The sequence below is a fragment of the Streptomyces sp. CB02959 genome (assembly GCF_002803155.1).
Lineage (GTDB): Bacteria > Actinomycetota > Actinomycetes > Streptomycetales > Streptomycetaceae > Streptomyces.
On the sequence record NZ_NNBP01000016.1, the window covers coordinates 128,836 to 142,085 of the forward strand.

9 protein-coding genes are annotated in these 13,250 nt (G+C 73.4%); 3 read left to right on the plus strand and 6 right to left on the minus strand.

What is annotated here, in order from left to right; all coding sequences use genetic code 11:
- Nucleotides 1–84 precede the first annotated feature (84 nt).
- Nucleotides 85–1,905: a serine/threonine-protein kinase gene (locus tag CG747_RS25155; protein WP_100604086.1), complete on the plus strand. Its 1,821-nt coding sequence runs from the start codon at nucleotides 85–87 to the stop codon at nucleotides 1,903–1,905.
- Between the two features lie 83 nt (nucleotides 1,906–1,988).
- Here CG747_RS25155 and CG747_RS25160 read toward each other — a convergent pair whose 3' ends face one another.
- The 3 genes from CG747_RS25160 to dnaE all read right to left on the minus strand — a co-directional run bounded on the left by CG747_RS25160 (nucleotide 1,989) and on the right by dnaE (nucleotide 7,080).
- Entirely contained in the window at nucleotides 1,989–3,005 is a 1,017-nt protein-coding gene (locus tag CG747_RS25160) for an NADPH:quinone reductase (RefSeq protein ID WP_308303803.1), read from the minus strand.
- Nucleotides 3,006–3,121: 116 nt separating this feature from the next.
- Nucleotides 3,122–3,487, minus strand: coding sequence for a DUF6300 family protein (locus CG747_RS25165; RefSeq protein WP_100604088.1), 366 nt, complete (start codon nucleotides 3,485–3,487; stop codon nucleotides 3,122–3,124).
- The gene (gene dnaE, locus CG747_RS25170) at nucleotides 3,484–7,080 is read right to left on the minus strand and encodes a DNA polymerase III subunit alpha (RefSeq protein ID WP_100604089.1); all 3,597 of its coding nucleotides are present in this window, start codon (nucleotides 7,078–7,080) and stop codon (nucleotides 3,484–3,486) included. The genes CG747_RS25165 and dnaE overlap by 4 nt, the downstream gene beginning before the upstream one ends.
- Nucleotides 7,081–7,475: 395 nt before the next feature.
- Between dnaE and CG747_RS25175 the strand changes: the two genes are divergently transcribed.
- Entirely contained in the window at nucleotides 7,476–8,423 is a 948-nt protein-coding gene (locus tag CG747_RS25175; RefSeq protein WP_100604090.1) for a LysR family transcriptional regulator, read from the plus strand.
- A gap of 71 nt (nucleotides 8,424–8,494) precedes the next feature.
- On the opposite strand, the gene CG747_RS25180 is transcribed toward CG747_RS25175, so the two are convergent.
- Together CG747_RS25180 and CG747_RS25185 are read right to left on the minus strand one after the other, a co-directional pair.
- Nucleotides 8,495–9,412, minus strand: a complete 918-nt coding sequence (locus tag CG747_RS25180) for a GNAT family N-acetyltransferase (RefSeq protein ID WP_100604091.1) — start codon at nucleotides 9,410–9,412, stop codon at nucleotides 8,495–8,497.
- A gap of 42 nt (nucleotides 9,413–9,454) precedes the next feature.
- Nucleotides 9,455–9,952, minus strand: coding sequence for a DNA-binding protein (locus CG747_RS25185; RefSeq protein WP_100604092.1), 498 nt, complete (start codon nucleotides 9,950–9,952; stop codon nucleotides 9,455–9,457).
- A gap of 390 nt (nucleotides 9,953–10,342) precedes the next feature.
- Between CG747_RS25185 and CG747_RS25195 the strand changes: the two genes are divergently transcribed.
- Entirely contained in the window at nucleotides 10,343–12,004 is a 1,662-nt protein-coding gene (locus tag CG747_RS25195; RefSeq protein WP_100604093.1) for an alpha/beta hydrolase, read from the plus strand.
- A gap of 31 nt (nucleotides 12,005–12,035) precedes the next feature.
- On the opposite strand, the gene CG747_RS25200 is transcribed toward CG747_RS25195, so the two are convergent.
- Nucleotides 12,036–13,163: a Ku protein gene (locus CG747_RS25200; protein WP_100604094.1), complete on the minus strand. Its 1,128-nt coding sequence runs from the start codon at nucleotides 13,161–13,163 to the stop codon at nucleotides 12,036–12,038.
- Nucleotides 13,164–13,250: the final 87 nt, after the last annotated feature.

Genomic DNA, 13,250 nt, shown 5'->3' on the forward strand with positions numbered 1-13,250 from the left:
CCGTGATCAACTTGGGTCTGCGGAACCGGAGTTCGACGGCGTGCGTCAGTACCACCATGGGAAGCAGCACAGGGGGGTGCCGCTGTGACAGACCCGTTCGAGATGGGCGTGTTCGCACTCAGTGGTGACGTGCGCCGACTCGGTCCGTATCAGCTGCTCGGCCAGCTGGCCACCGGCGGCATGGGCGTGATCTACCTCGGGCGGGATCCCCGCTCCGGCCGGATCGCCGCCGTCAAGACCCTGCTGGCCCCGGGGGGCGTCAGCGCGGAGGCCCGCAAGCGATTCGACCGCGAGGTCCGGCTCGCCCGCCGCGTCACGAGCACCAACACCGCCCGGGTACTGGACTCCGACGTCGAGGCCGGCCGGCCCTGGATGGCCATGGAGTACGTACCGGCGCCCTCGTTGGAGGCGCTGGTGGTGCAGCAGGGGTCGCTGCGGGACGAGCGCGCGGTGCGCTGGATCGGTTCCGGGGTGGTGCGGGCGCTGACCGAGCTGCACGGCAAGGGCATCGTGCACCGGGACGTCAAACCGCTGAACATCCTGCTGCCCGTCGACGGCCCGAAGGTCATCGACTTCGGCATCTCCCACGCCAGCGATCTCACCAGCACCCGGCTCACCCTGGGGACCATCGCCTTCGCCGCGCCGGAACAGGCCGAGGGGCAGCCCAGCACCCCGGCCTCGGACATCTACGCGCTGGGCATCACGCTGTACTACGTGGCGTGCGGGAAACTGCCCTACCCGGAGACCCACGAGCCGCTCCAGCAGCTCAACTACGTGCGACGGGCCGCCATCAGCCTGGACGGGCTGCCCGCGGGCCTCACCGCGGTGATCCGCGACTGCCTCGCGGTGCGGCCCGCCGACCGGCCGACCGCCGAGCAGCTGAACCGGCGGTTCGCCACCGGCACCACCAGGCTCCTGCCGCCCGGCTGGACGGCGTTGATCGGCCAGTACGCCGAGGAGGGCCGCCGGCTCCGGCGCGCCGCCGACCAGGCGGAGGCCGAGACGGTCACCCGCGGCTGGACCTCGGACCTGCCGGGCCGGACCAAGCTCCTCACCCAGGAGGCGCAGCCGCGGGCGGAGGCCCCGAAGCAGGCGTCGCGCCCGGAGCCGAAGAAGAGCGTTCCGCCGCCGAAGCCGGCCGGCGGCGGGAAACAGGAGAGCAAGGTCGAATGGGGCGCGGTGTTCGGGGCGGTACTCGTCGTCCTGGGCATCATCTGGCTGGTCCAGCACAACGTGAACCAGTCGACGGACACGTCGGCCGGCCCGTCGACCAGTAGCGCGACGACGCCCAGCAGCGCCGCCCGGGACCTGAGCGCCGGCACCTCCGGCGGAAGCCGCAGCGGTGGAGCGGGCGTCGGCCCCGCCCCCACCACCTACAGCCCCAGCCCCAGTCCCAGCTCGTACAGTCCCAGCCCCAGTCCCCCCAGTGCCGAGGACATCGCCTTCGGCCGCGTCGCCACGGCCGACTGCCTGGGCAACTACTCCGGCACCGGCCTGGACTGGACCCCGTCCACCCCGACGGTGACCAGCTGCGCCGGCAGCGACGCCTATTACCGGGTGACGTCGACCGAGCGCTCCGGGAGCTGCGCCTCGGCCGACAAGACCTGGTTCCACAGCAACAGCGACAGCTCCGACACCAACCTCTGCCTGAAGCGCAACTACGCCGCCGGGCAGTGCATGTTCGCCGACGCCCAGGGCCGGACGCTCTCCGTCTACCGGAACGCCGTCACCCCGTGCGGCGCCGGCATCCCGGCCAAGTACCAGTACACCGTGCAGATCACGAAGGTGTACCCGAACGGTGCGCCGAACGACGCGTGCGGAAGCGACCGCCTCTGGAAGCCGGGCGACGGCGCCGTCTACTGCGGCAAGGCCATCTGGAAGCGCCACGGCCTGCCCGACATGTAGTGGTCGGGCGGGCAGGCGGGCGGGCGCGCGCCGCCTGACCGCCTGCCCGCCTACGGGCCCGCGGTCGCGCCGCAGCCGCCGCGTCAGTCGGTGGCCACCTCCACCAGCACCTTGCCGACGACGTTCCGCTGCACCGCGGCCTGCGCGTCGCCGGTCTTCTCCAGGGGGAAGCGGTGCAGCGGGAGTCCGGCGTCGTCCCCCACGCGCAGCGCGCCGTCCGCGACGGCCGCCGTGACGGCGGCGACGGCGTCGGCCTTCGCCGCTTCGGGGAGCGTGTAGACCAGCACCCCCTGCCACCGGAGATTGGCGAACAGGAAGGGGTGTACGGGGAAGGCGAGGGTGTCGGCACCGGTGTCGGCGTAGCAGGCGATGGTGGCGTGCGGCGCCGCGACGTGGTGGTCGAGGCCGGCGTTCACCGCGGGGGCCACCTCGACAACGAGGTCGACGCCGCCCGGGACCAGCGCGCGGATCGCGGAAGCCGCGTCGTCCGCACGGTAGTCGACGACGTGGTGGGCCCCGGCCGCCCGGGCGAGGGCGGCCTTGGCCGGGCCGCTGACGGTCGTCACCACCGTGGCGCCGGCCCATCGGCTCAGTTGTATCGCCGCGTTGCCCACGGCACCGGCGCCGCCCGCGACGAGCACGGTCCGTCCCGCGAGCGCGCCGGGAGCCAGCCGCCGCGGGCCGCCGTCGGCGACGGTCAGGCAGCGGTGGGCGGTGAGCGCGGGGATGCCCAGGCTCGCGCCCAGCTCGAACGAGGCGTGGTCGGGCAGGGCCACCGCCTGGGCCTGCGGAAGGACCACGTACTCCTGGGCGGTGCCGTTCGCGCGCTGCCAGGCGGCCTCCCAGATCCAGACCCGTTGGCCGACCCGGTCGGCGGGCACGCCCGCGCCGACCGCGTCGATCGTGCCGGCGCCGTCCTGGTGGGGCACCTGGCCCTGGCCGTCCGCGGAGAACCCGAAGACCGAGACCGTACGGGCCTTCCAGTCGGTCGGGTTGACCCCGGAGAGGTGGATCCTGACCCGGACCTCGCCGGGACCGGGGGCGGGTACCGGCCGTTCTTCCAGGCCGAGGACGTCGGGGCCGCCATGCTGTCGGTACACAATCGCCTTCATGCGGCGTACAAGTCGCCGGTGCGGAGGTTTGTTCCCGGTGCGGGCCGACTCCGGTGCCGGGGGGCCGTGTTGACCCCCTGTCAGCGCCCGCGTCCGGCCTCCCGCTACAACTCGCCGGCCCGCCACCGGGCCTCCTCGGCGTCCAGGTCGGCACGGTGCGGGGCGCGCCGGCGCACCGCGGCCAGCCAGGTGCGCAGGTGCGGGCCGAGCGCGTCGGGGGTGGCCGGGGCCGGGAGGCCGCCGTCGGCGAACAGTGCGAGGAGTCCGGCCGCCGCCGGGTCGTCCGGGTCGCAGGAGGCGCAGAGCACGGACTCCCTGAGGCCGTGGACCGGCTCGCCGGAGCGGTTGTGCCAGGTGTGGGGGTAGCGGGCGACCAGCAGCACCGCGGTCCGGCAGCGCGGGCAGGGCGGGGGAGCGGGGTCGGCGGCCCGCAGCGCTATGGGGTGCGGCAGGTCGGGGGCGGGCGTCATACGAGGCCCGTCCAGGCTTCGGCGCCGAACGCGCCCTTGACGTCGGAGGCGAGGGCGGTGGCGTCCACCTTGGCGGGCAGGGCGTAGACGGTGGTCCGCGCCGTGCCGCGGACGCTGAGGTGGACGGGGCTGTCGCCGGGGTGGTCGGTGAGGAGGCGCTTCAGTTCGCGCACCCCTCCCTCGGTGATGCGGTGGGCGGGGAACGCCAGGCGCACCGGGGGTCGCCCGCCGTGCTCGGCCGCGGAGACGTCCAGCACGGCCAGTTCCCGGCCGAAGACGTTCAGGGTGCCGTCGCGGTCCTCGATCCTGCCGCGGACGGAGATGACGGTGTCCTCGGACAGGGCGTGCTGGACGAGTTGGTAGGAGGCGGGGAAGAACAGCACCTCGACGGCGGCGTCCCGGTCCGCGAGGGTCACGATGGCCCAGGCGTTGCCCTGTTTGGTCACCTTGCGCTGGATGCCGGTGATCAGCCCGGACAGTTGCACCTCGCCGGTGGTCCGGCCGGAGGCGAGGAGTTCGGCCAGCGAGCAGTCCCGCGCGCCGGCGAGGATGTGCTCGGCCCCGTCCAGCGGGTGCGCGGAGACGTACAGGCCCAGCATCTCACGTTCGGTGGACAGCAGTTGGCGGCGCGGCCACTCCTCCTCGTCGAGGGGGAGGTCCAGTCCGAAGGCCGGTCCGTCGCCGTCCCCGCCGCCCAGTTCGGCGAAGAGGTCGTCCTGGCCGAAGCTCGCGGCCTTCTTCACCGGGATGATCGCGTCGATGGCGTCCTCGTGGACGGCCGTCAGGCCCTTGCGGGAGTGGCCCAGCGAATCGAAGGCGCCGGCCTTGATCAGGGACTCCACGGCCCGTTTGTTCAGCGCGGGCAGATCGACCTTGTCCACGAAGTCGGGGAAGGAGGTGAACTTCCCCTTCCGGCGGCGGGCGTCGACGACGGCGTCGATGACGGCGTCGCCGACGTTGCGGACGGAGCGCAGCCCGAACCGCACGTCGTCCCCGATCGCGGTGAACTCCGCGACGGACTCGTTGACATCGGGCTGGAGGACCCGGACGCCGTTCTTGCGGGCGTCGGCGAGGTAGACGGCGGCCTTGTCCTTGTCGTCGCCGACCGAGGTGAGCAGCGCGGCCATGTACTCGGCCGGGTAGTTGGCCTTGAGGTAGGCGGTCCAGTACGAGACGAGGCCGTAGCCGGCGGTGTGGGACTTGTTGAAGGCGTAGCCGGAGAACGGCAGCATCACGTCCCACAGGGCCCGGATCGCCTCGTCGGAGTAGCCGTTGCCCCGCATGCCGCCGTGGAACGTCTCCCACTCCGCGGCCAGCACCTCCGGCTTCTTCTTGCCCATCGCGCGGCGGAGCATGTCGGCGCCGCCCAGGGTGTAGCCGGCCAGCTGCCGGGCGATGGCCATGATCTGCTCCTGGAAGATGAGCAGGTGGTGGGTGGAGCCGAGGATCGGCTCCAGGGCGTCCTTGAGCTCCGGGTGGATCGGGGTGGGGTCCTGTTTGCCGTTCTGGCGCAGTGCGTAGTTGGTGTGGGCGTTGGCGGCCATCGGGCCCGGCCGGTAGAGGGCGTTGGCCGCGGCGATGTCCTCGAACCGGCTCGGTTCCATCAGCCTGAGCAGGGCCCGCATGCCGCCGCCGTCGAGCTGGAAGACGCCGAAGGTGTTGCCCGCGGCCAGCAAGCGGTAGGTCCGGGCGTCGTCCAGCGGGATCACGACGGTGGAGGGGTCGCCGTCCAGGGGGTCGACGGTGGCCAGGGCGACGCCCCGGTTCTCGCGGATGTTCGCCAGCGCCTGGTCGATGACGCCCAGGTTCCGCAGCCCCAGGAAGTCCATCTTGATCAGGCCCATCGCCTCGCACGACGGGTAGTCGAACCCGGTGATCTTCGTGCCGTCCGCGGCCCGCATGTGCAGCGGGATCCGCTCGGTCAGCCGCGTCTTGGACAGGATCACCGCCGCGGCGTGCACACCGGTGCCGCGGGTCAGGCCCTCCACGCCGCGGGCGGTGTCGATCACCTGCTGCACGTCCGGCTCGCCGGCGTACAGCTGCCGGATCTCGCCGGCCTCGGCGTACCGCTCGTGCGCGGGGTCGAAGAGGGCGGCGAGCGGCGCGGACTTGCCGTTCTGGTCCGGCGGCAGCGCCTTGGTGATCCGTTCGCCGTGCGAGAAGGGGTAGCCCAGGATCCGTGAGGAGTCCTTGATCGCGTTCTTGGCCTTGATCTTGCCGAAGGTGTTGACCAGGGCGGTGAACGCGTCGCCGTACTTCTCGGTGACGTAGCGGACCATCCGGTCGCGCTGGCGGTCGTCGAAGTCGAGGTCGACGTCCGGCGGGTTGATGCGCTCGGGGTTCAGGAACCGTTCGAAGAGCAGCCCGTGCTCCAGGGGGCACAGTTCGGTGATGCGGGTGGCGTAGGCCACGAGGGAGCCGGTGGCCGACCCGCGGCCCGGACCGATCGGGATCCGGTTCTCCCGGGCGTGCCGGCAGATGTCCGCCACGACCAGGAAGTACGAGCTGAAGCCCATCGGCCCGATGACCGCCATCTCGGTCTCGAACCGTTCCGTGACGTGGGCGGGGACCGGGTCCCCGTAGCGCAGGGTCAGGCCCTTGAGGACCTCCTTGCGCAGCCAGGACTCCTGGGTCTCGCCCTCGGGTACGTCGGGGAACTGCGGCATCTCGTCCACGTAGTCGAAGACCGCGTCGTAGGGCTCGACGCGCTCGGCGATCAGCAGCGTGTGGTCGCAGGCTTCGGGGAGTTCGGAGAAGAGGCGGCGCATCTCGGCGGCCGACTTGAGGTAGTAGCCGGAGCCGTTGAAGCGGAACCGGCCGGGGTCGTTCTTGTTCTTGCCGACGCCGATGCACAGCAGGTTGTCGTGGGCGTCGGCCTGGTCCTCGGTGACGTAGTGCGCGTCGTTGGTGGCCAGGAGGGGGATGGCCAGTTCCCCGGCGAGGCGGAGCAGGCCGTCGCGGACGGTGCGCTCGATGTCCAGACCGTGGTCCATCAGTTCCAGGAAGTAGTTCTCCGGTCCGAAGATCTCCTGGTAGGCGCCGGCCGCGGCGCGCGCCTCCGCGTACTGGCCGAGCCGCAGGCGGGTCTGGATCTCGCCGGAGGGGCAGCCGGTGGTGGCGATGATGCCGTCCGGCCGCTGCGCGATCAGCTCGCGGTCCATCCGCGGCTTGCCGGCCGGGAACTGGCCCTCGTAACTGGCCTGTGTGGAGAGCCAGAACAGGTTCCGCAGGCCCTGGACGTCACGCGCCCACATCGTCATGTGGGTGAAGCGGCCGCCCCCGGAGACGTCCTTCGACCCCTCGCCGTCGTTGCCGACCGCGCGCCGGCCCCCCGGGCCCCAGAACTCCTGTTTCCGGGCGAACCGGGACGACGGGGCCACGTACGCCTCGATGCCGATGATCGGCCTGACGCCGTCGAAGCCCTTCGCGACCTGCGCGAACTCATAGGCCCCGAACATGTTCCCGTGGTCGCTCATGGCGATCGCCGGCATCTGCTGCCGGGCGACCTCGGCGAACATCGGCTTCAGCTTCTGCGCGCCGTCCAGCATCGAGTATTCGGTGTGGTTGTGCAGGTGGACGAAGGAGTCCGGCATGGCTGCGTCACCTCCGGGACGGGTGGGCGGCCCCACCCGGCCGGGGCCGCGGTGGTGGCCTTACAAGGGGCCGACGGCGTCAACGGAGGCGGACGGAGCCGCGCCGGCCGAAGGGCGGAGGGGACGGACGCCTCGGAGCGCTGCGAGACACCGGACAACCATGTGTTGTCCGGTATGCAGCCGGGCTCCGCTGTGCATCCGGCCTGTGAACGCCGACTCCGGCCTTGTCCGCTGCCGTTCCGGCGCCGGACAAAACCCAATGTCCTGTGCATTTTCGGGAATCCGGTCCGGCTCCCCGTTGACGCCCGCCATCAAAGCCGCCATCCGGCTGGCAGATCAAACAACCGCGACGTCGGCGTGCCACAACGAAGCGTTGTGGCGATAGCCTAGGCGGCGTGGACCTCAACACTGTGCGTACCTTCGTCGCGGTCGCGGAGACCGGGCAGTTCCAAAAGGCCGCCATCGACCTCTCGCTCACCCAGCAGGCCGTGTCCAAGCGCATCGGCGTCCTGGAGGACGACCTCGGCGTGCGGCTGTTCACGCGGACGCCGCGGGGGGCCGTTCTCACCATCGACGGGCAGGCGTTCCTGCCGCACGCCCGCGCCCTCCTCCAGGCCGAGGAGCGGGCGGTCGGCTCCGTCCGGCCCGGCAGCCGTGCGCTCCGCGTCGACGTGGTCGGCCGGCGGCTCGCGACGGCCGGCCTGCTGCGCGACTTCCACCGCGCGCACCCCCAGGTCGCCCTCGACGTGGTGACGCTCTTCGACGCCGACGCGGCCGTCGCCGCCATCCGGACCGGCGCGATCGACGCCGCCTTCCGCGCCGTCACCAAGCCCGGCGGGCACCTGCCCGACGAGGTCCGGGCCGCCCCGGTCTTCGACGAGGCCCTCGAACTGTGCGTCGGCCCGGCACATGAGTTCGCCGCCGCTCCCGCGGTCACCCTCGCCCAGCTCGCCGGGCACCGGATCTGGATGCCCGGCGCCGCCCCCGGCACGGAGTGGCGGGCCTACTACGACGATCTGGCCGCCGCCTTCGGCCTCACCATCGACACGATCGGACCCGACTTCGGCGTCGAGGCGCTCTTCGACACCCTCGCGGACTCCGCGACGCTGGCGACCTTCTTCGGCCAGCGGACGCCCCTGGTCTGGCCCGCCGGCCACGACCTGCGGCGGATCCCGGTGCACGATCCGACCCCGGTGTACCCGCACTCGCTGCTCTGGCGCGGCGACAACCCGCACCCCGGGCTCACCGCGCTCCGCGACCACCTCGACTCCCTGCCTCCCAGCCACCCCGACACCGAGACCTGGCGGCCGAGTTGGGCCCAGCGCCGCCCTGCCGGGCGCTGACCGGCGGGGCGCTGACCGGCGGGGCGCTGACCGGCGGGTCGGCGCGGTCCGCCGCGGCCCCGGCGGCCGGGTCAGCCGTCCGCCAGGCCCTTCCGGAAGACCGTGGAGCCGAGGCGGACCGTCATGCCCACCCGCAGGTACAGGGCGAGCGCGCCGGTGTCCGAATGGGTCCACAGGGTGCAGGTCCGCACGCCCTGCCGGTGGAAGGCGCGGAAGGCGTGGCGCAGCAGCAGGCGGGCGATGCCCCGGTTGCGGTGGTCGGGGTGGACCGCGACCTGCTCGATATGGCCTTCGCCCGCCTCCGGTAGGTCCAACGACATGACCGCGCCCACGAGTTGGTCGCCGCGGAAGGCCAGCGTCGAGCGGTCGGCGGCGAAGGTGGGCCGCCCGACCGCGTGCCGGGCCCACTCCTCGTAGGACTTGCGGCGCGGCTGCCACGCGTCGAACGCGTCCTCGATGAGGTGGTGGGCGGCGCGCTCGTCGCCGGAGCGGAACGGCCGGACCGTGAGGCCCGCGGGCGGTTCGGGCACCGCCGGCTCGTCGGCCATGGCGAACTCCAGCTGCCAGGCCGTCACCAGCGGCCGGTACCCGCGGGACCGCACGAGCGCGACGGCGTGGGTGTCGTCGTCCGGCACGGTCTGCACGATCCCCTCGCTTCCCGCCTGGCGGGCCCGGGCCTCGACCCAGTCCAGCAGCGCGGCGCCCAGGCCGCGGCCCCGGTGCGCGGGGTGCACGTCCACTTCGGAGCGCCGGTCCACCCAGGCCCGGGCGGCCAGTCGCCCCGCCCGGTCGTGGACCAGCAGGGTGTCCCGCTCCGGGTCCAGGCCCGGTCGGCCGAGGTCGGCGGCGATGACGCCGGGAGCGGACTGCACCCGGCCGTACAGGGCGCGTTCACAGGCGGCGACCAGGCGGTGGACCGGGTCCACGTCGTCGGCCGTGGTCGGCCGCGCCTCGTAACCCGCGGGCAGTGTCGGCAGGAGATCAGGCATCGCCGGAGACTACTCCCGGTCCGGCCGGCCCGCCACGGTCCCTCAGGGGGTGCCCTCCTCGGGGTCGGTGGCGGTGCGGCCCACCAGGCGTTCGTAGCGCTGCCGGGCGGCCTGCGGGGTGCCGAGGCCGAGGCCGAAGGAGATCTCCTGCCAGGTCATGCCGCGGCCGCGGGCCATTTGGAGGAGTCCGGCCTCCAGTTCGTCCATCTCCCCGCGCACCATGGGGACCAGGCTCAGGGCGGCGGTGACGTCGGCGCGGTCCACCTCCGGCTCGCCGTCCTGGAGCAGGGCGGCCCCGCTGAGCAGGAACGAGACGAGGCGGACGGCTTCGTGGGGGCCGACGAAGGCGGGGTGCGCCTGGCGCCGGCGCTGCTCGTCGGTGGCCGCATGCCGTTCGGCGATCCGGAAGAGGGCGGCGTGGGCGCGGTGCGCGCGGGCCTGGCCGGGGTCCGGGGGAGTGAACGGGTCGGTGGACTCGGCGGTTTGGCCGGATCGGGCGGCAGGGGTGGGCTGTTGGGGCTGTTCCGCAGTCGCTGACATGGTGTCAGGATGCGTGCTTGCGTAGGTCGTTGTCAATGGAGTGTTGTAAACAGAGTGTTCAAGCGTGAAGGGGGTGGGGGTGCGGACGCTCGGGGGTCGGCGGTCCGGTGTGCGGAGGGCTGGGAGCCGTCTACCCCCTGGGGGTATTTGCGGGGGTATTGCCCGGTGGTGTCGCCGCCTGGCCGTGCCGCGCCGGGCCGGAGCGCCCGCCCTCCTCGTCGGCGTCCCGCCCGCCGCCCTCGGCTTCCGCACCGAGGCGGGCCGGCGGTTGTCCGTACGCCCCTCCCGGTCGCCGGGTGGACGCGGGCGGGTCCAGGTTGCGGTCGGGCGGGCCCGTTGGTGGTGCGGCGTCCGGATGCCTCTCCGGGACCGCGGCCCTACCCTCGGGGTATGCCGGGTCTTCGCGGAGCCCTCGCGGTGCTGGCGTCGGGTGCGCTGGCCGGCGCCCTGGTCGGGATTCCCGCCCCGGTGGTGGACGCCGACCCGGGTCCCGCATCCGGGGGCCCGGACCTCGCGCGCTTCGCCGCCCAGCGACCGGACTGGCAGCCCTGCCCGGCGGGCTTCCCCGGAACCGGCCCGTCCGGCACCGGCCAGGCCGACCACGGCTCGTCGGCGTCGCCGTCACCACCGTCACCGCCGCCGTCGCCCCCGCCCCCGCCGCCGTCACCACCGTCGCCGTCGCCGTCACCCGGCACCGGGAGCCGCTTCCAGTGCGCCCGGCTGGAGGTCCCGCGCGACTACCGCCACCCGGAGCACGGCACACTGCGCGTCCAGTTGGTGCGGCTGCCCGCGACCGGGCCCGGGAAGCGGCTCGGCTCGCTGGTCATCAACCCCGGCGGCCCCGGTGATTCGGGCGTCAACTACCTCATGGGCAACAGCGATGCCTTCGCCCATCTCGGCCAGCGCTACGACCTGGTGAGCTTCGACCCGCGCGGCACCGGCCACACCGAACCGATCTCCTGCGGCACCGGCTACACCCCGGCCGGCGGCACCGGCGCGGCCGGCCTCGCCGCCAACGAGAAGCGCATCAACGAAGCCTGCGGCCGGTACTCCGGCGCGCTGCTGCCCTGGGTCGGCACCCCCGACGTCGCCCGGGACATGGACGTCCTGCGGTCCGCCGTCGGCGACCGCAAGCTCAACTACCTCGGGTTCTCCTACGGCAGCCGGCTCGGCGCGAACTACGCCCACGCCTTCCCCCGGAACACCGGCCGGCTGGTCCTGGACAGCGTCGAGGACCCGACCAAGAACACCTGGCAGACCGCAATCGCCCAGGCGCGCGGCTTCCAACGGGTGCTCGACGACTTCGCCACCGACTGCGTGCACACCGACGGCTGCCCGCTCGGCGCGGACGTCACCGCGGCACAGCAGCAACTGACCAGTTGGTACCAGAAGTTGACGGACCATCCGATCTCCGCGCAGGGCACGGACGTGAACGGCACGACCTACGTCTACGCGCTGCGGGAGGCCCTCTACAGCCGGGACAGCTGGCCCTCGCTGCGGGACGCGCTGGCCCAGCTGCGCCGCGGGGACGCCACCGGGATCCTGCAACTGAGCGGCGGCGGAAGCGGTGGCAGCGGCACCGCCCGGGCCGGCGGCGGCCGCCCCGGGCCCGTCCCGACCGAGGCCATGCCCTCCCAGGACCAACTGGCGCTCCGGGCGATCAGCTGCCGGGACACCTCCGAGCGCTACGGCCCCGCCGACTACCCGCGCGCCGCGAGCGAACTCGCCCAGGCGTCCCCGCTGTTCGGCCCGGACATCGCCCCGACGCTGCTGGACTGCTACGGCTGGCCGGTCCCGGGCGACGACTCGTCCCGCGACGTGGCCGCCCACGACGCTCCGCCCGCCCTGCTCGTGGCCACCACCGACGACCCGGCCACGCCGTACGAGGGCGCCGTGCACATGGCCCGGGCGCTGGGCAACGCCAGCGTGGTGCTGACGTACCACGGCGAGGGGCACGCCGCGTACGCCTCCGGCAACGCGTGCGTCCGGCAGAAGGTGGACGGGTTCCTGATGGACGGTGTGCTGCCGGTGGGCGGCACCGGCTGCCGCTGACCGGCCAGGCCGCCCGGCCGCCGCTCCGGACTCAGCCCGCCTTCCGCCCGCGGCCGGCGGTCTGCTTGGCCGCGGACGTCTTCCGGGCCGTGCCCGCCGCCTTCTTCGCGCCGGTCCCCTTCGCCGCCGCGGCCGTCTTCCCCGTAGCCGCCCTCCCCTTCGCCGCCGCGCCCGTCGCCGCCCCGGCCTTCGCCGTGCCCGTCGCGGTCGGCTTCGCGGGCTGCCGCTCGGCGGTCTTCCGGGCGGTGGCGGTCTTACGGGCCGTGGCCCTCGTCGCCGTACGGCCCGACGACCGCGCTCCGCCGCCCGCCCGGCCCGCCCCGGCGGCCCCGGCAGCCCTGTCCGCCTCGTCCGTCCCCTCCGCCTCGACGGTCTCGCCGCGGGCCCGCTTCGCGGCCCGCACACTGTCCTGGAGGGCCGCCATCAGGTCCTTCACCTGACCCGCTGGCTGCTCCTCGCCCGTCGCGAACTCCGGCTCGCGGCGCGCGAGCTTGGCCGCCACGATCTCCTCCAGCGCCTCCCGGTAGTGGTCGTGCACGTCCTCCTCGGACAGCGCGCCGAAGGAGTCCATCAGCGTCTCGGCGGCCCGCACCTCATTGGCGGCGACCTTCACCTCCCGCTCCGGGAGGACGCCGGTCATCGGACGGATCTGATGCGGCCACAGCAACACCTGCATGACCAGCACGTCCTCCACCGGCCGGATCATCGCCAAGGTCTCCCGGCCGTGCAGCGCGATCTTGCCCAGCCCCACCCGCCGGTGCCGCTCCATCGCGTCCCGCAGCAGGGCGTACGGCTTCGCCGCCGCCGGGCCGTCCACGCCCAGGTAGTAGCCCTTGCCGATCTGGAGCGGGTCGATGTCGCCGCCCGCGACGAAGGCCAGGATGGTCAGGGTCTTGGCGGTCGGCAGCGGCAGCGCGTCCAGGTCGTCGTCGGTCAGCGGGACGAGGGTGCCGTCGTCGGTCCGGTAGCCGCGGCCGATCTCGTCGGGGGAGATCTCGGTGCCTTCGAGGGAGCAGACCGGCTGGTTGCGTACCCGCCCGCCGTCCGCCGTGTGCAGCCGTACGAAGCTGACCGAGGCGGCGGTGTCCGTGGCGTTGTAGGCGGCCACCGGGATCGTGACCAGGCCGAAGCTGATGGAGAACTTCGCGGTGGGGCGCATGCGGGAGCCGCCTTCGTGGTGCGGTTCGGTGCCGTTCCATGCTAGGAGGCCGGGCCCTGGGCCACCTCCCGAGCCGGTCCGCACGGG

Bases quoted from the DNA above. Each gene is read 5' to 3' on its own strand.
- CG747_RS25165 (WP_100604088.1), bottom strand. From the start codon at position 3,487: ATGACGCCCGCCCCCGACCTGCCGCACCCCATAGCGCTGCGGGCCGCC.
- dnaE (WP_100604089.1), bottom strand. From the start codon at position 7,080: ATGCCGGACTCCTTCGTCCACCTGCACAACCACACCGAATACTCGATG.
- CG747_RS25180 (WP_100604091.1), bottom strand. From the start codon at position 9,412: ATGCCTGATCTCCTGCCGACACTGCCCGCGGGTTACGAGGCGCGGCCG.
- CG747_RS25185 (WP_100604092.1), bottom strand. From the start codon at position 9,952: ATGTCAGCGACTGCGGAACAGCCCCAACAGCCCACCCCTGCCGCCCGA.
- CG747_RS25195 (WP_100604093.1), top strand. From the start codon at position 10,343: ATGCCGGGTCTTCGCGGAGCCCTCGCGGTGCTGGCGTCGGGTGCGCTG.
- CG747_RS25200 (WP_100604094.1), bottom strand. From the start codon at position 13,163: ATGCGCCCCACCGCGAAGTTCTCCATCAGCTTCGGCCTGGTCACGATC.